Below are 22,201 nucleotides of genomic sequence, written 5' to 3'. Positions count from 1 at the left end.
CTGCTTCCCGGTGGGAAGCAGCCTTTCTATATTTTATCGTTTTTTGAAAATGCGAATGCCGCACCATAGGAGCGTGCCGAAAATGGCGAGAAGATACACCGGCATGGCAAAGGGGGTTAAGGGTCTGCACAGGGCGGCGCACAAGATTACATAGGCGAAAAACAGGGCAAGCGTCAGCTTCAGGACGGACAGCATGGTTTTGACAGTTCGATATACGGCTCTGCTGTTTTCCGGAGTGGTTTTTGTCCCGGTATTCCACACAGCGGGAATCGCTTCGATCAAGGAAATGATCCCGTACAGTGCCCAGGCGATGGCCAAAAGCCCCAGAAGGGAAGCTTTTCCGCCGAAAGCGTCCATCTCCCCGGCGGCGTTGAAATGGGTGGGAAGCTCCGCCGGAAGCTGTTCCCAGCAAAGGGCAACATAAAGGCTTACCGCCGCCAGAGCGCCCAAGCCCAAAACGGTCAAGAGCCAGTCGAACCACGTGTTTTTCGGCTTCTGCCCTGCCTTCATGAAAACCCTCTCACTTCTGCTCGTCCGCTTTGCGGATCTCCGCCCGCTTGATCTTGCCGCCCAGGGTTTTGGGCAGCTCTTCCACATACTCCACCACGCGGGGGTATTTATAAGGCGCGGTGACCTTTTTCACATAGTTTTGCAGCTCCTTTGTCAGTTCAGGAGTGCCCTCATAGCCCTTCGCCAGCACGATGGTGGCCTTTACCACCTGGCCCCGAATGGGGTCGGGCGCGCCAGTGATGGCGCATTCCACCACCGCCGGGTGCTCGATCAGGGCGGATTCCACCTCAAAGGGCCCAATGCGGTAGCCGGAGCATTTGATCACGTCGTCGTTGCGGCCCACAAACCAGAAATAGCCGTCGCTGTCCCGCCATAGCATATCGCCGGTGTTATAGCCTATGCCGCCCAGGTGCTCCTCCGTCATTTCCGGGTTGCGGAAATACCCGGTAAACAAACCCACAGGAGGGTGATTTTTTACGTCCATGATGGTGAGAGAGCCCTCGTCGCCGTCTTCACAGAGCTTGCCGTCCTTATCCACCAGCTGGATATCATAAAGCGGAGAGGGCTTTCCGGTAGAGCCGGGGATCGGCGTGACCCAGGGATAGAAATTCGCCAGCAGCACCGGGCCCTCGGACTGGCCGAAGCCCTCGTAGATCTGTAGGCCCGTATACTCCTTCCAGCGCTTGGTGACCTCCGGATTCAAGGGCTCTCCGGCGGTAACGCAGTGGTGAATACAGGAAAGATCATACTTTGACAGATCCTCCTGAAGCATGAAGCGGAAGGTAGTGGGAGGTGCGCAGAAGGTGGTCACCTTGTACTTTTCCACCTTTTCCAGCAGGTGCTTCGGCTCAAATTTGCCCTCCATGTCATAGCAGAAAATCGTGGCGCCGCTAAGCCACTGCCCATAGATCTTCCCCCAGCCAAATTTTGCCCAGCCGGAATCGGACACGCTTATATGCAGGCGGTTTTCCTCCACTCTCTGCCAGTATTTTGCCGTGATGATATGGCCCAGGGGATACAGAAAATTGTGCTGTACCATTTTGGGCATTCCCGTGGTGCCGGAGGTGAAATACACCAGCATGATATCACTCCACCGGGTGGCTTCCTCCCCTGTGGGGCGGGGGAACTCCTCCGGAAATTTCGCGATCTCATCGTTAAAATCCAGCCAGCCTTCCCGGTGCTCCTGCACCATGATCTTGTTTTTCAGAGAAGGGATCTCTCCCTCAGCGGCCTCCACCTGGGAGACCACAAAGGGGTCGTTGACGCATACCACGGCGCACACCTGAGCGGAATTGCCCCGATATACGATATCTTTTTTCGTCAGTTGCAGGGTGCCGGGGATCAAAGTGGCCCCCAGCTTGTGCAGCGCCGTGGCACAGATCCAGTATTCCCAGCGTCGGCGCAGGATCAGCATAACTACCGAGCCTTTTTTCACTCCCAGGCCGCGGAAGAAATTTGCCGCCTGATTGGAAAGCCGCTTGATCTCCGTAAAGGTAAAGATCTTTTCTTCATTGGCCTCGTTGCACCAGACCAGCGCCCGCTTCTCCGGCTCGGCTTCGGCCCAGGCATCCACTACGTCGTAACCGAAGTTGAAATCCTCCGACGCGTTTATTTTGAAATTATTTTTGAAATCCTCATAGGAATCGAACTCGATCCTGGGAAGATATTTTTTGAGCAGCATATCCATGGGGCATTCTTCCTTCCTTGCCCTGCCGGTCAGCAAATCGCGGCAGCAGCTGTTTTCAAATTCCGATGGGCGTAAACCGCCGTCTATTCAGCGATCCAAATGATCGCCTACTCGGCGATCATTGTCAGGAACCTGGCTTTTTCTGTGCCGCCGCAGCGCTGGCCGTGAGGAATGGCGGGGTTGAAATAGATGGAATCTCCCGCCGTCAGGGAAAATTCCTTATCTCCGATACAGAGGATCACCGTGCCCTCCAGCACCATGTTGAATTCCTGGCCGGAATGGGTGATCAGCTTGGCGGGCGTATCTGTGGGCTCCAGTGTGACCAGCAGCGGCTGCATGATCTTGTCCGCATAGCGGTACGCCAGATCCTCAAAGTGGTATTCCGGGTTCCTGTTTACCACCTTGCCGTCCCCGCGCTTTACGATGTGGTAGGTATCCAGCCGGGCGGGAGAGCCGGTGACGATCTCCGTGAAATCCACGCCGAACATATTGGCTACCCCGAAAATAACGCTGATGGGAATATCCTTGCCGTCTTCCTCGTAAGAGCGGTACAGTTCCGGTTCGAGCCCCAATTCGGCAGCGACCTGCTCTACCGTATATTCGCTGACTTCCCGCAGCTCCCGCAGGCGGGCCCCGATCTCGTTGATCTCGCTCATATCCCTTACTCCTTTTTCTTAGAACCTGTATTCATAACCGAAGATGCCGGAAGAGCGAGAATTTTTCGTGTTGCTCTAGGCAAATTTGGGCAGGCATACTGTCGTATGGCAAACAAATTTAACGACGAGCAGCACGAAGAAGTCCGCTCAGACGGCGTTTGCAGGTTGTGAATACAGGTTCTTAATTTAGCCGCAAAAAGTATAGCACTTTCCGGCGCTTTCCGTCAATAGAGGAAGCGTTCTTCGGTTCATTATAGGTTCTTTTGATAAAATCAGCCGCGGATAACCAAAAATTTTTGACAGGAATGAAAGGCGGGAGCTGAGCGAACTAGTCGTTAGCCGTTAGTTGTTAGTCGTTAGAAAAGAGCAGGCCCCCTCCTTTGTCATTACTGAGCAAAAAGCAAGGTTCTCCTTGCTTTCTGCTCAGTAATGACAGTTGGAAAATGAGCAAGTAACCGCCAAATTCCAATTTATCGTACTAATTGCCCTCCTTGTCATTCTGAGGAACAGCGTGACGAAGAATCTCGCCCTTAATTCCTGAGTAAAGAGCCAAAGGACGAGATCCTTCGCCGAGAAAGCAAGGTTAAAAAGCTATAGCTTTTTGTGCTTGTCTGCTCAGGATGACAGGAGAGAGGTGAGTGAATAACCGCCAAATTCCAATTTATCTGCTTACTAACGGTCGGGTCAGTGATCAACTTCCCGCACCAATCAGCTTCACGAGCGGCTGCGGTGCCTCACCGAAAATCCCAATTTACCGAATTCTGCCCACATTCTTAACCGCTAATTGCTAATTACTTATTTTTCCGGATCAGCCTCCCCGGCCGCTGGGGGCGCCAGCACCTCCACGGCGTTTTGCACTTCCTGCGCTGTCTGCTCTGTATCGAGATAATCGGAGGAATACAGCAGAATGCCGCTGCACTGGGCGGCCTTAGCCTCTTCGATCTGCCGCTTGATGATATCGCCGGACAGCTGCCAGGTGCCGCTGTCCGCGTCGCTTCCGGCCTTATAGAGCGCCAGGCCTGCGTAAAGCTTCAACCCATCGTGCCTAGTGAGAGAAGTCCACTCCTCCAGCGCCTGGGAATACCCCAGCGCCGGGTTTTCAAAGCTGTAGTAAAGCTGGGGGCAGATATAATCAAGATATCCCGGGACCGCACACCAGGCCTTCACATCTGCCCCCATGTTTTTATCATTTTCCAGATTGCCCTGGGGGGAGATACCGAATACCGCCTTTGGATTCGCTTTTTTTACCTTTTCATATACTTCCTGCACCATGGCGCTTACATTGGCCTGCCGCCATTCCAAAAGAGGAAGCGGCTCTTCCACCGACTGAGTGTACAGCTCATAGGCTTCCCGATCCAGTTCTTCCTCCTCGCTGGGGTAGAAATAATCGTCAAAATGGATCCCATCTACCTCATAATTTTCCACGATCTCCGCAGCCCCATCGGCAATCATCCCGCGCACGTAAGGATAGGCTGGATCCAGATAGATCCCGCCGCCGTATTCCATAAAGTAATAGGGACTTTCCTCCCCCAGCAGCGTATAGGGGTTTTCCGCTCCCAGCTCCGCCGGAGTCTCCGGGGTCTTGACCCGCAGCGGGTTCAGCCAGGCGTGGAATTCCATGCCCTGGCTGTGGGCGTATTCTACCATAAAGGCCAGCGGATCAAAGCCGGGGTCCTTTCCCTGCTCTCCGGTGAGGATATGGGACCAGGGGTACAGCTTGGAGGGGTACAAAGCGTCGCAAAAGGGACGCACATGGACAAACAGGGCATTGATCCCCTTTTCCCTGGCAGAGTCCGCGATCTTTTTAAAATTCTCCTCAAAGGCCGCCTGGGTATGCTCCGCCGTGGAGAGGGACATATAAGGGACCCAAACGCCGGAAAGCATGGTCTGTTCCCGGGTCTCCTCCGCCGGCAGATTCAAAATGCTTTCCGCCGGTGCGGGAGCGGAGGAAGATACAGAGGATAAGGGCGCACTGTTTGCCGGAGCATTTCCCTTTGGCAGTCCTTTGCCGAAAAGCCATACGATCCCCACTGTCAATACCAAAGAAAGCCATAGGATCACGTAATTGTATTTTTTCAAATTGAATTTTCCCATTGCTGCTGTTCCTTTCTTTTTGAAAAGCGGGAAAAACCGCGCTTTCTTCTATTTGACACCAAAATGATTTTGAAGTATCATATGGACAAATTTATGCTGTGGAGGCTTCCCCCATGACGGATCAGACAAGCTTTCGGAAATATCGTTTTCTTCTGTTTGACGCCGACCGCACGCTTCTGGATTTCGACGCGGATATGACCGCCGCCTTCCAAAGCCTTTACGAAAGCTGCGGTTTTTCTGAGCGTATTCCCTACTCCCCGGCTATGCTGGAAGCTTATGAAGTCTGCAATACCAGGTGGTGGGACAAATTTGAGAAGCAGGAATGCACAAAGCCGGAGCTGTTCCGAAACCGTTTTGTAGACTTCCTCGCGGAAACCGGCCTTTCCGGCGATCCCGATGAAATGAACCTCCTGTACTTTACCTTTCTGGGTCAGGGCGGCGCGGTATATCCCGGCGCTTTGGAGCTGGTAAAGAAACTTTCGGAGGACTTCTCTCTCTATCTTATCACAAACGGCAACGCCGTTTCCCAGCGCACCCGGCTGGAGCGCTCCGGCCTTCTTCCCTATCTGCGGGACGTTTTCGTTTCAGACGCCGTAGGCGTGGGAAAGCCCGATCCCCGGTATTTTCAATATGTATTTGACCATATTCCCGGCTTTGAAAAGGAGCGGGCCGTTGTGATCGGCGATTCCCTTACCTCCGATATGCAGGGCGCGGTAAACGCCGGGCTTGACAGCATTTGGTACACCGGGGCCTGGCAGGACGCTTCCGGCAGCGTGCCCTATACCTATCAGGCAAAAAGCTATCAGGAAATTTTGGAGCTGCTGTACAGACTGTAAGCAAATTGTGGAAAAGCAGGGAGGGCGCCGTGGAAATGAATAAGATTTATCTCATTGAGGACGATCCCGTGATCGCCAAGGCAGTGGAAAACCACCTGACCATGTGGGGGTATGAGATCCGGACCGTGCAGGATTTCCGGCTGGTGCTGGAGGAATTTACGGAATTTTCTCCCCACCTGGTGCTTTTGGATATCGGGCTGCCCCACCGAAACGGCTACTACTGGTGCGAGGAGATCAGAAAGCGCTCCAAGGTTCCGATCGTTTTTCTTTCCTCTGCTTCAGACAACATGAACATCATCACCGCCATCGATCTGGGCGCCGATGATTTTATCCCCAAGCCCTTTGATCTTCCTGTGCTCACCGCGAAGATCCAGGCGGTGCTGCGCAGAACCTATTCCTTCCGGGGCAGCACCAACCTCATCGAGCACAAGGGTGTTTTGCTGGATCTTTCCGCCTGCACTCTTTCCTGCCCCGGAGGGAAGCTGGAGCTGACAAAGAATGAGTTTCGGATCCTTCAGGTGCTGATGGAAAACGCGGGCCATGTGGTGAGCCGGGGCAACCTGATCACCCGGCTGTGGGAAAGCGACGCGTTTATTGACGACAACACTCTGACAGTCAACATGACCCGGCTGCGGAAAAAGCTGGAGGAGCTGGGGCTGCCGAATTTCATCACGACCAAAAAGGGGATCGGGTATTTGATTTCCTGAAAGGAGCCGTCATTTCTTCCCGTCCTTACCCATTTCAGCATCTTAGAAAGCCGGTGACAGCATGCGTTTGCTAAAACATTATTGGAAGGACCGCTGGAAGGCTCTGCTGTGCGCCGCGGTGCTTACCGCGCTGTCCGTTTTTCTGTTTTATCTTTTTGACCTGCCAGTAGAGCCCCTGTTTTACACCTTTTCCATTCTGTTTGTTGCCGTTCTCTGCTTCGCGATCCCGGATTTTTTACTTTATCACCGGAAAGTGCGGAAGCTGAAGCAGCTTCAGGAAAACCTTTCCACCCTGTGGGAGATCCCGGCCATTTCCGGCACTTTGCCGGAAACCGTGCTGCTGGATTCCCTGGAACTTCTCTGTAAGCGCCTGAAGGAGCTGGAACAGCTTTCCCTGGAGCGGGGGCAGGATATGCTGGAATATTATACCCTGTGGGTCCATCAGATCAAAACGCCCCTTTCCGCCATGCGGCTGATTTTACAATCCGCTCCCGGCGCGGAAAGCGAGGCTCTGGCCCAGGAGCTTTTTAAGGTGGAGCGTTATGTAGAAATGGCCCTGGGCTATCTGCGCATGGAAACCATGAGCGCCGATCTCCGTTTGGAAACCTGCTCCGCTTATGATATTGTCCGCCAGGCCGTGAAAAAATTCGCTCCCCTGTTCATCTACCAAAAGCTGACCCTGGAATTTCCGGAATTTGAAAACCGGGTCCTCACCGATGAAAAGTGGCTGGGCTTTGCCGTGGAGCAGCTGCTTTCCAACGCCCTGAAATACACAAAAACCGGAACCATCACCATCTCCATGGACGAAAACGATGTGCTGACGATCCGGGATACCGGCATCGGCATTTCCGCCGAGGACCTTCCCCGTATCTGCGAACGGGGCTTTACCGGCTTTAACGGCAGGCAGGAAAAAACCTCCTCCGGGCTGGGCCTTTATCTGACCAGGCAGATCCTGAAAAAACTCAGCACCCCCATGGAAATCACCTCTGAGCCGGGAAAGGGCACCCAGGTGCGTCTTTTCCTTCACAAGGAGAAGATGAAGCACTTTTGAAGGGAATTAGTAATTAGCAATTACGAATGCGGGCTGAGTTTGATAAGTTGGAATCTATCTGCCCTTAGTCTCCCCTTGCTCCGCAAGGGGAGGGGGATCGCCGGACGGGTGAGCGCGTCCCACTGGGACGCTGGTGCGAACCGACCGAACCGACAGGTGAGACTCGGTGGAAGGGATAGTCACACGCAGAGACTATCATAGAATCTCTAGTTACGATCCCCTCAGTCACGGCGCTGCCGTGACAGCTCCCCTTATAAATAAGTGGAGCCTAAGGGCATTATAAACTATACTTTACCGCACACCACCTGCTGTTTTTCCCTTGCCCTTCATTGCTCATTCCTCATTACGTCTGCCTTCCAGTATCTAATCCCGGTGCAATCTTACGAAAGTGTAAGACTGCGCCTTTGTTTTGTAAGCCCGTCTTATGGATTTTGTAAGAAATCAAATTTATACTAAGAGCTGGAAATAAGACAGCGAAAGGAAGGATCATAACATGGCTCTCTTAAATGTAAACAACCTGAAGAAAGTGTATTCCACCCGTTTGGGCGGCACGCAGGTGCAAGCCCTTTCCAATGTGACCTTTGCGGTAGAGCAGGGGGAATTTGTGGCGATCATGGGCGAATCGGGCTCCGGCAAAACCACTCTTTTGAATATTCTGGCAGGGCTGGATAAGCCCACAAGCGGCGAGGTGTTTCTCAACATGCGGAACATTGTCACCCTGGGAGAAAAAGAAATCTCTGCCTTCCGCCGGGATAACCTGGGCTTCGTGTTTCAGGATTTTAACCTGCTGGACACTTTCTCCGTGCAGGATAACATCTTCCTGCCCCTGGTGCTTTCCGGCAAGCGCTACCAGGAAATGAAATCCCGGCTGGAGCCCATTGCCGCAAAGCTCGGCATCGCAGAGCTTCTGCAAAAATTCCCCTACGAGATCTCCGGCGGACAGAAGCAGCGTACCGCCATTGCCCGGGCCCTTATCACAAAGCCCCAGCTGATCCTGGCCGATGAGCCCACCGGCGCACTGGATTCCCGCTCCGCCGGGCAAATCATGGAGATCTTCTCCGGCATCAACCGGGACGGGCAGACCATTCTGATGGTGACCCATTCCATTCAGGCGGCAAGCTGCGCCAACCGGGTGCTGTTCATCAAGGACGGCCAGGTGTTCCACCAGCTCTACCGGGGCGCTATGGCAAATGATGAAATGTACCAGAAAATTTCCGATACCCTGACGGTGCTTGCCACCAGCGGTGACAGAAAGGAGCTGTAAGCGTGAAGCGTGGATTTTACTGGAAGCTGGCCTTCCAAAACCTGAAAAACAACCGCAGGGTCTATGTTCCCTTTCTGCTTTCCTCCATCGGCATCATCATGATGTTTTACATCATGCAGTCCATCAGCATGAGCATTGACGCCCAGGCTCTGTACGGCGGGCAAAGCATTACCACCATGATGAATCTGGGGGCTATCGTCATCGGTATTTTCGCGGTGCTGTTTCTCTTTTACACCAACAGCTTCATCATCAAACGGCGCAAAAAGGAGCTGGGGCTTTACAACATTTTAGGCATGGAGAAATTCCATATCGCCAAAATTATTTTTCGGGAAACGCTTCTCACCACCTTTATTGCCCTTGCTCTGGGATTGGGGCTGGGGATCCTGTTCTCCCGGGCCATGTTCCTGCTGCTGCAAAAGCTTCTGGGCGTGGATCTGCACATTGTTTTTTCTGTTCCCGCCATGGCGGTGCTGACCACCTTGATCCTGTTTTTTGCCATCTTCTTCGCCACCATGCTCTACAATATTTTGCAGGTGCGGCTTTCTAACCCCATTGAGCTGCTGCATGGCAGCAATGTGGGAGAAAAAGAGCCAAAGGCCCATTGGCTGCTGGCTGTTCTGGGCATTCTCTGCCTCGGTACCGGCTATTATATGGCCGTAACGATCCAGGACCCGGTGCAGGCGCTGATGTTCTTCTTCATCGCCGTGATCCTGGTGATCTTCGGCACCTATCTGCTGTTCATCACCGGCATTACGGCCCTTTTGAAGCTCTTGAAAAAGAAAAAAAGCTTCTACTATCGATCCAACCATTTTACCACGGTATCCGGCATGCTGTACCGCATGAAGCAAAACGCCGCCGGGCTTGCCTCTATCTGTATTTTATTCACCTGTCTGCTGGTGACGGTATCCACTACCTATGCCCTGTACAGCAGCATGGAAGATGTGATCCGCACCCGGTTCCCCCGGAATATCCTCATCTCCGCCACCGGCGCCAACGAAGCGGCCAAAACCGCCGTGCGGGAAATGGTTTCGGAGGAATGTGAAAAGAACGGCCTTTCTCCCGCCAACATTTTGGAAGACAACCACTGGAGTTTTACGTGCTTCCGCCAGAATTCCACGTTCCTTCTGGAGGAGGAAGAAGAAAGCTCTTTGCAGATGGCAGTCCTTCGATGCTATCTGCTGGAGGAATTCAACCGGCTTGCCGGAACTAAGGAAATCCTGGGGGAAAACGAGGTGCTGCTCTATGACCCCAGCGGCCGCTTTCCGGAGGGAAATACGCTGACTATCGGAGAGCGCACCTATTCCCTGCGCAAAACAGAGTTTGATCTTTCTCAGGCCGGCGATAATGTGATGATCACCCAGGTGGAAACCTATGCCCTCATCGTGCCGAACGAGGAGATTCCAAGGCTTTTTCTCGGAGGAAGCGACGATCTGACCAACTACGCCCCGGGCTTCACCTATTCCTTTGATGTCGAGGGAGACCGGAAGGAGATCAGCAAAATAGGCAACGCGCTCCTCCAGCGCATCTCAGCAGGACCGCTGCCCGGCGACTCCTCCTATGAGTCTCTCTGGATCGAAAATGCCGCCGACAGCTATGAGGATTTTGTTTCTCTTTACGGCGGGCTGTTTTTCCTGGGGATCTTCCTGGGGCTCTTATTCCTGCTGGGCACCATGATGATCATTTACTACAAGCAGGTTTCAGAGGGCTATGAGGACGCCAGGCGCTTCTCCATCATGCAGAAGGTGGGCATGAGCCGAAAGGAAGTAAAGAAGAGTATTCACAGCCAGGTGCTGATGGTCTTCTTCCTCCCTCTTCTCACCGCGATCCTTCATTTGGGCTTTGCCTTCCCCATGCTGCAAAAGATCCTGTGGATGATGAACCTGACGAATTTCTGGGTCATCTTCGGCTCCGCCGCGGGCTGCGTGATCATTTTCAGCATTATCTACGCCATTATTTACGGCATTACCGCCCGCACCTACTATAAAATCGTGGAGACTGCCGCAGACTAAGCGGTTGCTTCCGAAACAAATTCAGCCTGAGGGGAGTGTATTCCTGATGATCTCTTTTCTGTTTGACCTGATCGGCGCGCTGTTCCGTCTTGCGGGAAGCCTGTTTCACGCTGTGCTTTCCGCGGTTTCAAAGCTCTTTTCCGCATTGGCTTCCGGCCTGTTCTACCCCCTCTCCCTCTTGACAGAACGGGGCCCGGGTCTTTCCTGGTGGCCGGTGTTCTGCATCGGCTGGGCCGTGCTGATCCTTCTGTTCCTGGTTCTCATCGGCTGGGTGCTGATGGCCCGCAGCCGGAAGAGGAGATAAGCGGAATCTCTGAAGAAGCACCTATAAGCCCGCCCCGGTCTGAGACCGGGGCGGGCTGTTGGGCTATAGGCCCTGTTTAGAGCAACAGGATTTTTCTGCGCGGGAGTTCGCTTTAGGGGGCTTCCACTTTTCTCCATTCGCCGGGGGTTTTCATTGCCTCCAGCAGGGCGCCGCGAACGGCTATGATCTTCAGCGTTTCCTCCTGGGAGACCGGGACCGTACCGGTTTGGAAAAAATCCGCCAGCACTTTGATAAAGCAGGCAAAAAAGTCCGATTCGATTTGCAGCACGCGGCTTTCCCCGGTAAAGCTGAGATTCATGGTAAAGGGAGAACCGTTTTCAAAGCCGCTCATTGTGGCGACCCGCCCATCGCAAAAACGGATCAGACCGTGGTATATCCTGTCTCCGGGCAGGTACATCACCTCGCTGGCCTCAGCGCCCATCAGCATCATGATGGGCTCCAGCTGGTGAATGGCGTAATCCTCAAAATCGTTGGGGCCCCAGGAGCAAAGGCCCTTGAGCTCAGAGCTTTCCGCTTCCCGGTATTCTTCCGCGAACCGCAGGGCGGAGGAGGACCAGCAGGGGGTGCCGTGCCGCTGAGCGATATCGAAGATCCTCTTTGCCGTGGGATAGTCCGGCGCGAAGGTTTTATCCACATAACAGGGCTTGCCGGAACGCATCGGAAGTTGACATAATTCTTCGTGCTTCCAGGGATCCATGGGGGCAAGCACCAGGAGCGCGTCGCTTTTTTCGATGAGCTCTTCTATGGTGTCCGCTTTTTGCAGCCCGTACCGCGCGCACCATTCCTCCGTTGTTTTTCCTCCCGGATGAGGGCTGTTGATCTGCCCGTAGGCGTATACCGCCTGAACCTCTCCCTGAGAAGCGTCTCTGAGCCAATCCACATAATGGTTGGCATGCCATTCGTCCAAATAATAGTCAAGAAACCCAAGCTTTTTCATACTTGCCGCCCTTTCTTTGATCTCAGTCTTTTTCTACAGTGAAGGAGCCGCCGCCCACCTCCGTTCCGCCTTCCTCCAGCAGAAGCCGGTACTCCCCCGGCTCTACCGCAAAACGCAGCTGAGCGTCCCAAAAAGAGAAGGAGGACGCGTTCAGGGAAAGCGTACAGGGAAGCTTCTCTCCGGAGCGGACGAAAACCTTGGTGAAGGCCTTCAACTCCTTGACCCGGTGCACCGTGCCGCCGCGGAGCTTTCTCAAAAACAGCTGTGGAACGACGAATGCGTCCATGGCTCCTATGTTTTCCACCGTAAAGGAAACCTCCACGGTCTCTCCCCGCTCCAGCGAGGAGCGGGAAATCGCCTTGGGAAAGTACAGCTCCGAAAAGGCGAAGCGCGTATAGGAGAGCCCATAACCGAAGGGATAGAGCCAGGGGGCTTCCGGCGGATTCGCAGAGCTTTTATAATTGTAGCAGCAGGGCAAATGGCCCGTGCTTTTGGGAAGCGACGCGGGAAGCCTGCCGCTGGGGGAAAGCTTTCCCACCAGCAGCTCCGCCAGCGCTTTTCCACCCATGGGGCCCGGATAAAAGGCATAAACCACCGCCTGAGATTTCTCGCAAAGTTCCGGGATCGCGTATGGCCGCCCGGCAATCACCACCGTGACCACCGGCTTTCCCAGGGCAAAAATTTTCTCCGCCAGTTCTCTTTGGGCCCCCGGCAAAAGCAAAGCAGGAGAATCCACGCCCTCGCCGCAGTCCATTTCCATGGAGCCGGTTTCGATAGCGGCGCCGTTTACGTCAAAGCTTGCTCCATCAAACCGGCTGGAAGAACCGCCGAGGGCCAGGATCACAAGATCACTTTGCTTCGCAAGCTCCACAGCACGGGGGATCCCCTCGGTTTCGCCACCGCAGACGGTGCAACCCTGCTCAAAGGCCACGCTCTCCCCCAGCTCTTCCCGAAGCCCCTGAAGCAGGGTGACCCCCACGCCGGGACGCTGGGCGGGGGTATAGTCCCCCAGTTGATGATAAATGGCGTCTGCATTGGGGCCGATCACCGCAACAGAGCTCTCCCTCGTAAGGGGCAATCCCCCCTCGTTTTTTAACAGCACCGGGCTTTGCCGGGAAACCTCCAGGCTTTCCGGATAGCTTTCATAGGAAAACCGTCGGGGCGGCGCTTCCTCCAAATAGGGCGATTCGAACAGTCCCCGCCGAAATTTCAGTTCCAACACACGAAGAACAGCCCGGTCCAGAATTTCCTCAGAAACCAGTCCTTTTTCCACTGCTTCCTCCAGGTGCGAGAAGGCCTCGTCCCACAGCCCGATCTCCACCCCGGCGGACAGCGCTAGCGCACCGGAGGCCGTGGAATCTCCCGTCAGCTGATCCAGCCGGTCTATGGCCACGCCGTCGGCCATTACCACACCGGAAAAGCCCAGCTCGTTTCGCAGAATGTTTTGCAGCAGCTCCCCGTTGGCATGGCAGAATACGCCGTCGATCTCATTGTACGCGGCCATAACGCCTTCCACGCCTGCCTCACAGCAGGCCTTCATCACCGGCAGATGGATCTCCCGCAGCTCCCTTGGGCCGATCCGTGCCGGGCTGGCGTTGACGCCGCCCGTTGTCTCCCCCTGGGCGCAGAAGTGCTTTGCCACCACCGCCACACCCCGGCTCTGGCAGCCCTCCACTGCCGCCCTTGCCAAAGAAGCGGACAAAAAGGGATCCTCTGAATAGCATTCCTCGCTTCTTCCCCAGCGGGGATCGCGCAGCATATCCAGCATGGACATTAAGGAAAAATCCACGCCCAATTCCTTCAGCTGCGCGCCGCACACCTCGTAGGCCCTTCGAAGGAGCCCGGGATTCCACGCGGCGCCCGCCGCCAAATTCACCGGAAGCAGATAGCCGTCCAGCGCCTGGTGGCCGTGGGGGCATTCGCTGCTGGTCAGCATGGGGATTCCAAACCGGGAATGCTCGATCACATAGCGTTGGGCCAGATTGTAGGCACGCTTCGCGGCGGCTCCGGTGAGACCGTTGGAAAAGTCCTTTTTCGACCAGGGGTCCGCCCGATACAGCCCGTAAAGCGTGCCAAGCCCGCCGTATCTCTCCACCTCGTCCTTGAATTTCTGAGAGAGTATCAACTCCTCTCCCCGGCGAAGACAGCTTTCAAAGCCAAAAAGCCTTTGTGTCAGCTGTCCCGCCTTTTCCCGCAGGCTCATGCGGGAAAGCAGATCCGCCGCCCGCTCGCCGGGCATTTTTGTTTGATCCAAATACAACATAAAAGCCCCTTTCGGTTTTCCTGTTCCGTTACTGATTTCCCGTAGGAAAAAGGCGCGGAAGATACTTCCGCGCCTTCGTTAAGGAGACCAGAAAATGATCAAAGTGATGCTTTCTTATTTTGCGGTTCCCTTGGCCATCTCCAAAACATCGGGATTGGCGTCCAGGTAAGCCTTGAACTGTGTGCGGTATTCCTCAAGATACCGATCCAGTCCGGCGGCCTTCAGCTTTTCAATGGCGGGCCCGATATTCTCTTCATAGGGGACCATGCCGATCTTTATGGGATAAATGGAGGAAATGATTTCGGCCTGGAGATTTGTGAGCTCGGTGGTCACATTGGTGGCGTCAAACAGGAAGCCGGCAATGGGAGAAACCACATAGTTTTCCGCCTCAAAGTTCATGTAATCCAGATATTCCTCTGTGGTGACGGACTCGTTGTAGCGAATATACTGGTTGTAGCCCGTCATCCAGGTATCCATCTGATACAGGGCATCGCCGTTGGCGTTCTTCATTTCATCGGTGCGGGAAAGCATGTTCTGGCCCGCGTTGGTGAAGTAAGTACCCTCTGTACCGTAATGGAACAGATCGTGATTTTCTTCACTGGCATAGAGCCAATCCAGGAACTTCAGGCCGGATTCGGGATCCTCAGAGGTAGAGGAAATCGCATTCAGGTTCTGCACAAAGGTGTAGATCATCTCGGGCTTTTCGGGATTCATTTCTACCCAGTCCACCGTGACCCCGGTGAGATTGCTGTTGTTCATAGTGAGCTTGGCCTGGCTGGGGTCAAAGGTCTGAGAGGGCAGGAAGGCGCCCAGGTTTGCCTGGTCATATTTTACCTGAGAATCCATATTCAGAATGTCGGGATTGATCAGGCCCTTCTGGTAGATCTCGTAATAGGTGTTGGCGTCCTTCTTGAATTCCTCAGACTCGTAATAGGAATCGATGGTGCCATCCTGGCGGGCCAGCACGATACCCAGACTGTTTTCCACATAGAAGGGATAGGTATCATAGGTGCGGTGCAGCCAGTGGGGAGTATCCTGGTTCTGGTGCATCCAGTGGTAGGCTTTTACGCCAGTTTCGTCCAGAATGTACTTCTGGGACTTCTCCATCAGGTCGATCACCTTTTCCACGCTGTCAGCGGGAAACTCCTCATAACCTACTGCCTTCATCACGTCTGTGCGCAGGTTAATGTAGGACATGGTGTTATCCATCTTTCTCCAGGAGCAGGGAACGGCGTAATGGTCGCCGTTATACACAGCGCCCTGCCACTCCATCTCTGTAAAGCGAGACTTCAGGTCAGGATACTTTACCAACAGATCGTCCAGGGGAGTCAGGGCACCCATGCCGGCAATGGAGGAAAGGTTTCTCACGTCCTGCATCACGTGCAGCAGCTCAAACTCATCGCCGGAGTTCAGCATGAGGTTAAGCTTTTCCGCATAGGAATCCCACGGAATACGCTGTACGGAAACCTCAATGCTCACACCGTCGGCCTTCAGCTTTTCATTGACCGCGGCGATCCCCTGGTCATATGCGTCGGGCAGCGTTCCGGGCTGCACGATGCGCATGGGATGGACCTCCCCGTCGTCAGCAGTGGAAACCGGAGTGGATTCCGGCTTGCTCTCAGGCGTGCTGGCTGGGGTGCCGGAGGAAGGCGCGCTTCCCTTGGAGTCCTCACCGCCGCAGCCCGCGAAAGCAGCGAGCACCAATACCGCGGCCAGCAGCAAGGCGGCAATTCTTTTTGAGAGTTTCATAGTATTCTTCCTTTCAAGATTATATTGTCATCACAGGCGTTGCCTGAAATAACCGATTTCAGCCCTTCACCGCCCCAATCACCATTCCCTTTACAAAATACTTTTGCAGGAAGGGATACAGCAGGATAATGGGCCCCATGGTAATGACGGAGGTGGCCATTTTGAAGCTTTCCTTGGGCGGGTTGCCCCGGGAAGCCCCCTGTGCCACCTTGGACATTGCCGTGATCTCCGATTGGATCTTCAACAGCAGCATTTGCAGGGTATAGTACTTTCTGTCGTTTATCAGCATCACGGCGTTAAAGTAATTGTTCCAGTAGCCAATGGCATAAAACAGGGCGATCGTCGCCAAAACGGGCATACACAGCGGCAGATAGATCGTAAACGCGATGCGCACCTCGCCTGCCCCGTCAATTCTTGCCGATTCGTTCAGCGCGTCCGGGATCCCCCGTACAAAATTGCGCACCAGGAACATGTTGAAGGGGGAAAACATCAGGGAGGGCACGATCAGTGCCCAGATATTGTCGTAACAGTTTATGGCCTTTGAGATCATATACCAGGGCACTAATCCGGCGGAAAACACCATGGTGATATAGAAATACAGAGCCAGCCCGTTTCGATACCTGCACTGCTTATTTGCAAGGGTATAGCCGGCCCCAAACGTGATAATGGACGCGATCAGCGTACCGGCTACCGTGGCAATTCCGGTGACCTTATAGGCCTGCGGCACCGCTGAGGTAGGCGAAAACAGCAACTGATAGGCGGCTGTAGACCATCCCTGCGGGAAAAAGGAATACCCGTTGATGGTGACAAATTTCTCCTCCGTAAAGGATACGATGATCACCAGCACAAAGGGCAGCAGACAGGCAATGGCAAAAAAGGCCACAAAGAAATAAATCAAAAACTGGGCAAATTTTTCCCCGCCGGTCTTGTGAATTTTATTGGAGACCTTCCCGGGCGCCCCGGGTCTCATAACATCAGCAACCATTATACAACTCTCCTTTCCACACGCGCTTCATTCAGAACAGCGCCCCTTCCGGGAATTTTCTGCGAACGATCCAGTTTGAAGTAAACACCAGAATGAAGCCCACAATGGACTGGTACAGACCCACCGCCATGGAAAGGCTGGGATCGCCCGTGTTCTTGAAGGTTCGATAGACGTAAGTGTCAATGACCTCCGCAATAGGCATCAAGGCGCTGTTGTCCCTAATGATCGCGTACATCATGCCGAAATCTCCATAGAAGATCCGCCCGATGGACATCAACGTTAAAATGCAGATCGTGGGGGCCAGAAGCGGAAGAGTGATATAACGGATCCGCTTCCAGCGGGTGGCGCCGTCAATATAAGCTGCCTCGTACAAGCCCTCGTCAATGCCCGTAATGGCCGCTAAATAGATGATCGCGTTGTAGCCCGTGGTTTTCCAAACATTCAGAATCAACAAGATCGGATACCAATAAGAGGGCATGGAATAGAAATTGATCCGTTCCCCTCCGGCCGCGGCGATCAGATTATTGATCAAACCGCTCTCCGTACCCAAAATTCCCTGCAGCATATAACTGACAATGACCCAGGAGATAAAATAGGGAAACAGCATAGAAGACTGGGCCGCCTTCAAAAAGCCTTTCCCCCGAACCTCGTTCAGGATAATGGCAAGCCCCACGGCGCAAACAGTGCCCACCAGAAGGAACAAAATATTGATGACCAGCGTATTCCGCGTGATCATGACGGCCCAACTGGATTTAAAAAAGTACTCGAAATTGCGCAACCCTACAAATTCACTGAAAATTCCGGTTTTATAGTTGAATTTTTCAAAGGCGATGGCAATATAGGGCAGCGCCAGATACGAATATACAAAGGTATACAGCACCGCCGGAAGCGCCAGTAAGTAAAGAAACTTGTTTCTCCAAAGCTCTCGGACTGGGTTGACCCTGTGCCGGGGCTCCTTCGCCGTCCCCTTTTTCATAAGGCTTCATCATCCTTTCCTGTGGTTCCACGCTCCGCGTGAAAAGTGGAAACCGTTTGCCAAAACAAAATTATGTTATGGTTTCTGGAAATTATGTTATCGTTTCCGACAGGGGTTTGTAAACTGCCCTTTTTTCGCATCTCTCCAAAAATTAGAAAAATATGGATTTTGTGGAGAAAGCTTCCTTTCTCTAATTTTTTCGAGTCTCTTCATATTTTTCGATTTTTCTGCCGCGACTCATAAAGGCACAGCAGAGGTTCTTGCATTTTTCGTATGTATTCAGTACACTTATTTTAAGAAATTGGAAAGTTTTTGAAGGGAGAGGGAGTTTTATGCCTATCAGTTGGAAAAATATGGAACTGAGCAAAAAATATCTGTGGACCTTTCTTGCTGTGGTGATCATCGTTGATATTGTGCTTACCGTATCGCTTTTGATCGGATACGGCAATATGCAGATCAGCCGCACGGCGGAATTTTCCGAAGCACAGCTAAACCAGGTATGTACCTCTACCGATATTCTTTTTGAATCCATGGAAGCCGTGCTTCACCAGATCCAAACCGATACCGACACCGCCGTTTTTCTGCTGGGCTCACGAATGGACAGGTCTCAGGAGGCCAATGTGGGGCAAAAGCTCAAGGTATTTCGTGTGGCCAATCCTTTTTTAAGGTACATCACCTTATACAATCACTCCAGCAACCGCTTTGTTTCCTCTTCCTATGCGGGATACGGGGAAGAACTGAAGCTTGAGGAATGCTATCAGCGGCTGGGAACACAGGCCTACGTCTGTTACCTCAGAAGGGTGGGAGAATCTTATAACGTTCAGGAATCAAAAACCAAGCTCGTCTATACTTTTGTGTTCCCCATCAGCCTGAAAACAGGAGATTCCTCCGATCTGGTCATCATCGATGTGAATTGCAGCTTCTTTGATAAATCGATCTCCGATATTCGCAGGGCAGAAGAAAAACAATGGATCATTCTTTTGGATCACCAAAACGGGATCATTTCAGAGCTGATAGCCAACAAACGAAGCAGCTCCTTTTCCACCGCGCTGAATCCTTCCAAACATTTATCTGAGGCCCTGTCGGCCGTCCCCGCGGAGCCCGCTCAGCTTTCCGGTTCTCTTTCTCTTTCCTGGGAAGGAGAAAAATGCTTTGTTTCTTATGCGAAAGCGAAAAAAGCCGGGTGGACGATCTATAACATTCTGCCCTATTCCACCGCCTTGACAGGTCTAGACAGCTTGATCTTCCTTACCGTTACGTTTACCGCATTCACATTGCTGTTCGGCTATTTTCTCTCCAAAAAGCTGAGCGCCTCCCTTTACCGCCCGATCCGAACTCTGTACGAAAACTATGTGGACAGTGGAAAGCCGCAAAAAAAGAAGGGAAATGAGCTGGAGCTTCTCAGCGAAGCCTTTTCCAAAATGTATTCCAAGGCCGATCATCTGGAGCAGGGGCTTATCACTTCTTATCAGGAATCCAAAAACGTCTATCTTCAGTATCTTCTCCTGGGAGAGTCGGAGAAGGTATTGTCCGCTCTTTCTGTTTACGATTCTTTGAAAATCAATCTGCACGCGCCCTTTTATTCCATTCTTGTGATGGAATGCGTTCCGCAAAGCGAAGGCCCGGAAGCGCCTCAGGAAACGGAATTTTTCATCTGTTATTACGCCCTTGAAAATATTTCACGGGAGCTGACAAGTCCCGCGCGGAAAAGCGAGTTTCTTCGGCTGGGAGGAAACCACTTCGCGCTGCTGCTTAGCCTGGATACCCCGGTTCTCAGTGAGCAGCTGCGCACAGGCCTGAATACGATCGTCAGTACCATGCTTCGGGAATTCCAGTTCAACACCACCATCTGTATCGGCGATGTGGTGGATTCCTGGCAGAATATCAATATCGCCTACGAGCAGGCCAGGCTTGCCCTGAATTCCCATACCCCTCACCAGCACGGCCGGGTATTTTCCGCAAGCGAGACCCGTGAGACCATCAGCAACGAGCAATATTACAATAAGATTCACCATAGATTGACCGAATATGTCCGCAGCGGCGACCTTGCGGCCTGCACCACGGAATTTGACCTGGCTCTCAGCGCCATGCAGGACGTTTCCTTTCATTCCGCCAAGCTGTATTTCCGCCATGTCCTCATGTCTGTGCTGGACAGCTTCGCCCTGCTGTTTGAGAAGGACGCCGCTGCGTTTTCGCAGCTGACGGAATATTTTGCAAAAATAGATTCCTGCCAGAACGTCAGCGACCTTCGCCGGATCTTCTCTGCCTTTCTCAACGATCTCCATCGGGAATTCCTGCTCAAACGGAAAAGTAGCAATCTGGACGCCGCCCTGGACGCCAAGCGATACATGGAACAAAACTACTCCGACCCGGAGCTTTCCCTGGGCATGCTGGCGGAACGGATCGCCCTGTCGCCGGCCTATCTCGGAAAAATTTTCACCGCGGCCACCGACCTTTCCTTTACCGACTATTTGAGCCGTGTGCGCACAGAAGCGGCGGCCAAGCTGCTGAAAACCACCAACCTGCCAATCAACCAGATCAGCGAAAAGGTGGGTGTACTCAACACCAACTATTTCTATTCCCTCTTCAAAAAGCATTTCGGCGTCACTCCTACCGCTTACCGGAAAGGCTACAGAACCGCCCAATCTGGAAAAGCAGCGGAAGCTGTTGAATAATCCTGTTTTATGGTAAAACAACGCCACGTAATTCTAAGCGAGGGCATCGATTACCCCGGGTTTATCAAAATTATGAAGGAAGAAAATTACCAGGGCTTTATCGCCTCGGAATATGAAGGCGGGCGGCATCTGCCCGGCATCACCCAGGTGGAGGAAATTGAACGGCATATCCGTATGCTGGATAAGCTTTGGGAAGAAGCCTGAGGAAACAGACAGAAAGGAAGCGAAAACATGAGAAAAGTAAAGGTTGGCGTTGTAGGCTGCGGAGGGATCTGCAAGGGAACCTACATGGATAACATGGTAAATAAGTTTGAAGTGATCGACGTGGTTGCCTGTGCGGATCAAATAGGATCCCGGGCGAAGTGGATCGAAGAGCATTACCCCGGCGTAAAGGCCATGAGCGTAAAGGATCTGATGGAGGACCCGGAAATTGAGATCGTGGTGAACCTGACCTATCCCGAATCTCACGTGGAGATCACCAAGGCTGCTTTCGAGCACGGTAAGCATGTATACTGCGAGAAGATGATGGCTCCTACCTTTGCCGACGCGAAGATGCTGTATGATCTGGCCCAGGAAAAGGGACTGCTGTATACCACTGCCCCGGACACTTTTCTGGGCGCCTGGGAGCAGTCTGCCCGAAAATACATAGACGATGGCATCATCGGCAGACCCCTTACGGTACACGCCCAGGTCTCCCGCCACTATAACCCGGAATCTCCCTTCTTCGATACCAAGCCCCGGCACTTCTTTTTTCCGCTGCATTACGGCGGGGGCTTCCCCTTTGATCTGGGCGGCTATTACCTGCATGAAATGATCAACCTGTTCGGCTCGATCAAGCGGGTGGCCGGGTTCGGCGGCAATCTGTTCCCCCAAAGAGTTTTTGAAAACCCCAAGCACCCCAAATACGGAGAGATCTTTGAGGTAAACACCCCCACCACCCTGCTGGCGGCGCTGGAATTTGAAAACGGCATGCTGGGCACCTTCAACATTTCTTCCGACACCTATACCAGCCATGCCTTTAACGTGGGCGGTACCCAGGGATATTTACAGCTGGGAGATCCCAATATGTTTACAGATACGCTGGTCGTAACCCGGCCCGGCGCGAAGCCGGATCCCAATTTGCTGGGAAAGCCCGCGCCGAGAAGAGGAGACCCCAACGATACCGACAGCCAGCAGCTGGGAGAATGGAACCCGGAGCAATCGGTAGAACTGCCCTTGCTGCACGGCTTTTATGAATCCTCCCGAGGAGTTGGCCTGGCGGATATGTGCTACGCGCTGCTAAACGACAGGCGGCCTCGGTGCCACGCGGATATCGGCCTGCACGCGGTGGAGGTGATAGACGCCATTCAGGAATGCTGCAAAACAGGAAAGGTCTATGAAATGACCACGCGCTGCCAAAAGCCCGAGCCGCTGGCCGCCACGGCTTTTTCCGTAACCTGCCAGGAACGCGTATTGGACGATTGATAATCAAGATCCG

The 22,201-nt window shown here is 53.2% G+C and carries 18 protein-coding genes; 9 read left to right on the top strand and 9 right to left on the bottom strand.

Annotated features, from left to right (window positions below; translation table 11 throughout):
• Positions 1–33: 33 nt before the first annotated feature.
• From U8T64_RS10330 to U8T64_RS10315, 4 genes are all read right to left on the bottom strand, one after another.
• Positions 34–510, bottom strand: a complete 477-nt coding sequence (locus U8T64_RS10330; protein ID WP_322183331.1) for a DUF1648 domain-containing protein — start codon at positions 508–510, stop codon at positions 34–36.
• A gap of 10 nt (positions 511–520) precedes the next feature.
• Positions 521–2,191, bottom strand: coding sequence for an AMP-binding protein (locus U8T64_RS10325; protein WP_322183379.1), 1,671 nt, complete (start codon positions 2,189–2,191; stop codon positions 521–523).
• 113 nt (positions 2,192–2,304) lie between these two features.
• Entirely contained in the window at positions 2,305–2,853 is a 549-nt protein-coding gene (locus tag U8T64_RS10320; protein WP_322183330.1) for a helix-turn-helix domain-containing protein, read from the bottom strand.
• 795 nt (positions 2,854–3,648) lie between these two features.
• Entirely contained in the window at positions 3,649–4,947 is a 1,299-nt protein-coding gene (locus U8T64_RS10315; protein ID WP_322183329.1) for a glycoside hydrolase family 10-like protein, read from the bottom strand.
• Positions 4,948–5,060: 113 nt separating this feature from the next.
• Here U8T64_RS10315 and U8T64_RS10310 point away from each other — a divergent pair, with 113 nt between their 5' ends.
• The 6 genes from U8T64_RS10310 (at position 5,061) to U8T64_RS10285 (ending at position 11,118) form a co-directional block, all read left to right on the top strand.
• Entirely contained in the window at positions 5,061–5,783 is a 723-nt protein-coding gene (locus tag U8T64_RS10310; protein ID WP_322183328.1) for a YjjG family noncanonical pyrimidine nucleotidase, read from the top strand.
• Between the two features lie 35 nt (positions 5,784–5,818).
• A complete protein-coding gene (locus U8T64_RS10305; protein WP_322183327.1) occupies positions 5,819–6,490 on the top strand; it encodes a response regulator transcription factor in 672 nt (223 codons plus the stop codon).
• 61 nt (positions 6,491–6,551) lie between these two features.
• A complete protein-coding gene (locus tag U8T64_RS10300) occupies positions 6,552–7,541 on the top strand; it encodes a sensor histidine kinase (protein WP_322183326.1) in 990 nt (329 codons plus the stop codon).
• A 493-nt stretch (positions 7,542–8,034) separates the two neighbouring features.
• Positions 8,035–8,805 (top strand): ABC transporter ATP-binding protein, encoded by a 771-nt coding sequence (locus tag U8T64_RS10295; RefSeq protein WP_322183325.1) that lies wholly within the window; start codon positions 8,035–8,037, stop codon positions 8,803–8,805.
• Positions 8,806–8,807: 2 nt separating this feature from the next.
• Entirely contained in the window at positions 8,808–10,814 is a 2,007-nt protein-coding gene (locus U8T64_RS10290; RefSeq protein WP_322183324.1) for an FtsX-like permease family protein, read from the top strand.
• Between the two features lie 46 nt (positions 10,815–10,860).
• Positions 10,861–11,118, top strand: a complete 258-nt coding sequence (locus U8T64_RS10285; RefSeq protein WP_322183323.1) for a hypothetical protein — start codon at positions 10,861–10,863, stop codon at positions 11,116–11,118.
• Between the two features lie 112 nt (positions 11,119–11,230).
• Here U8T64_RS10285 and U8T64_RS10280 read toward each other — a convergent pair whose 3' ends face one another.
• The 5 genes from U8T64_RS10280 to U8T64_RS10260 all read right to left on the bottom strand — a co-directional run bounded on the left by U8T64_RS10280 (position 11,231) and on the right by U8T64_RS10260 (position 18,049).
• Complete coding sequence (locus U8T64_RS10280) at positions 11,231–12,076, bottom strand: Gfo/Idh/MocA family oxidoreductase (RefSeq protein WP_322183322.1); 846 nt, start codon at positions 12,074–12,076, stop codon at positions 11,231–11,233.
• Positions 12,077–12,098: 22 nt separating this feature from the next.
• A complete protein-coding gene (locus U8T64_RS10275; protein WP_322183321.1) occupies positions 12,099–14,339 on the bottom strand; it encodes a glycoside hydrolase family 3 N-terminal domain-containing protein in 2,241 nt (746 codons plus the stop codon).
• Positions 14,340–14,453: 114 nt separating this feature from the next.
• On the bottom strand, positions 14,454–16,088 hold the full coding sequence (locus tag U8T64_RS10270; RefSeq protein ID WP_322183320.1) for an ABC transporter substrate-binding protein: 1,635 nt from the start codon (positions 16,086–16,088) through the stop codon (positions 14,454–14,456).
• Positions 16,089–16,146: 58 nt separating this feature from the next.
• Positions 16,147–17,073, bottom strand: coding sequence for a carbohydrate ABC transporter permease (locus U8T64_RS10265; protein ID WP_322183319.1), 927 nt, complete (start codon positions 17,071–17,073; stop codon positions 16,147–16,149).
• Between the two features lie 31 nt (positions 17,074–17,104).
• Positions 17,105–18,049 carry an ABC transporter permease gene (locus tag U8T64_RS10260; RefSeq protein WP_322183318.1) on the bottom strand — a complete coding sequence of 315 codons (945 nt, stop codon included), beginning with the start codon at positions 18,047–18,049 and terminating at the stop codon, positions 17,105–17,107.
• A 332-nt stretch (positions 18,050–18,381) separates the two neighbouring features.
• Between U8T64_RS10260 and U8T64_RS10255 the strand changes: the two genes are divergently transcribed.
• From U8T64_RS10255 to U8T64_RS10245, 3 genes are read left to right on the top strand one after another with little or no spacing between them, the layout of a single operon-like run.
• A complete protein-coding gene (locus tag U8T64_RS10255; RefSeq protein WP_322183317.1) occupies positions 18,382–20,724 on the top strand; it encodes a helix-turn-helix domain-containing protein in 2,343 nt (780 codons plus the stop codon).
• Between the two features lie 9 nt (positions 20,725–20,733).
• Entirely contained in the window at positions 20,734–20,928 is a 195-nt protein-coding gene (locus tag U8T64_RS10250) for a hypothetical protein (RefSeq protein WP_322183316.1), read from the top strand.
• 27 nt (positions 20,929–20,955) lie between these two features.
• On the top strand, positions 20,956–22,188 hold the full coding sequence (locus U8T64_RS10245) for a Gfo/Idh/MocA family protein (RefSeq protein ID WP_322183315.1): 1,233 nt from the start codon (positions 20,956–20,958) through the stop codon (positions 22,186–22,188).
• Positions 22,189–22,201 lie beyond the last annotated feature (13 nt).

This window comes from Neglectibacter caecimuris (assembly GCF_034335015.1).
Taxonomy (GTDB): Bacteria; Bacillota; Clostridia; order Oscillospirales; family Acutalibacteraceae; genus Acutalibacter; species Acutalibacter caecimuris_A.
Note: the sequence above shows the minus strand (reverse complement) of the source record. Positions and strands in the feature narration are given on the sequence as shown.

Excerpts from the sequence above, each read along its gene's own strand:
- U8T64_RS10315 (WP_322183329.1), bottom strand. The coding sequence starts at position 4,947 with ATGGGAAAATTCAATTTGAAAAAATACAATTACGTGATCCTATGGCTT.
- U8T64_RS10320 (WP_322183330.1), bottom strand. The coding sequence starts at position 2,853 with ATGAGCGAGATCAACGAGATCGGGGCCCGCCTGCGGGAGCTGCGGGAA.
- U8T64_RS10255 (WP_322183317.1), top strand. The coding sequence starts at position 18,382 with ATGCCTATCAGTTGGAAAAATATGGAACTGAGCAAAAAATATCTGTGG.
- U8T64_RS10285 (WP_322183323.1), top strand. The coding sequence starts at position 10,861 with ATGATCTCTTTTCTGTTTGACCTGATCGGCGCGCTGTTCCGTCTTGCG.
- U8T64_RS10295 (WP_322183325.1), top strand. The coding sequence starts at position 8,035 with ATGGCTCTCTTAAATGTAAACAACCTGAAGAAAGTGTATTCCACCCGT.
- U8T64_RS10275 (WP_322183321.1), bottom strand. The coding sequence starts at position 14,339 with ATGTTGTATTTGGATCAAACAAAAATGCCCGGCGAGCGGGCGGCGGAT.
- U8T64_RS10250 (WP_322183316.1), top strand. The coding sequence starts at position 20,734 with ATGGTAAAACAACGCCACGTAATTCTAAGCGAGGGCATCGATTACCCC.
- U8T64_RS10265 (WP_322183319.1), bottom strand. The coding sequence starts at position 17,073 with ATGGTTGCTGATGTTATGAGACCCGGGGCGCCCGGGAAGGTCTCCAAT.
- U8T64_RS10310 (WP_322183328.1), top strand. The coding sequence starts at position 5,061 with ATGACGGATCAGACAAGCTTTCGGAAATATCGTTTTCTTCTGTTTGAC.
- U8T64_RS10260 (WP_322183318.1), bottom strand. The coding sequence starts at position 18,049 with ATGAAAAAGGGGACGGCGAAGGAGCCCCGGCACAGGGTCAACCCAGTC.
- U8T64_RS10270 (WP_322183320.1), bottom strand. The coding sequence starts at position 16,088 with ATGAAACTCTCAAAAAGAATTGCCGCCTTGCTGCTGGCCGCGGTATTG.
- U8T64_RS10245 (WP_322183315.1), top strand. The coding sequence starts at position 20,956 with ATGAGAAAAGTAAAGGTTGGCGTTGTAGGCTGCGGAGGGATCTGCAAG.
- U8T64_RS10305 (WP_322183327.1), top strand. The coding sequence starts at position 5,819 with ATGAATAAGATTTATCTCATTGAGGACGATCCCGTGATCGCCAAGGCA.
- U8T64_RS10325 (WP_322183379.1), bottom strand. The coding sequence starts at position 2,191 with ATGCTGCTCAAAAAATATCTTCCCAGGATCGAGTTCGATTCCTATGAG.
- U8T64_RS10300 (WP_322183326.1), top strand. The coding sequence starts at position 6,552 with ATGCGTTTGCTAAAACATTATTGGAAGGACCGCTGGAAGGCTCTGCTG.
- U8T64_RS10280 (WP_322183322.1), bottom strand. The coding sequence starts at position 12,076 with ATGAAAAAGCTTGGGTTTCTTGACTATTATTTGGACGAATGGCATGCC.
- U8T64_RS10330 (WP_322183331.1), bottom strand. The coding sequence starts at position 510 with ATGAAGGCAGGGCAGAAGCCGAAAAACACGTGGTTCGACTGGCTCTTG.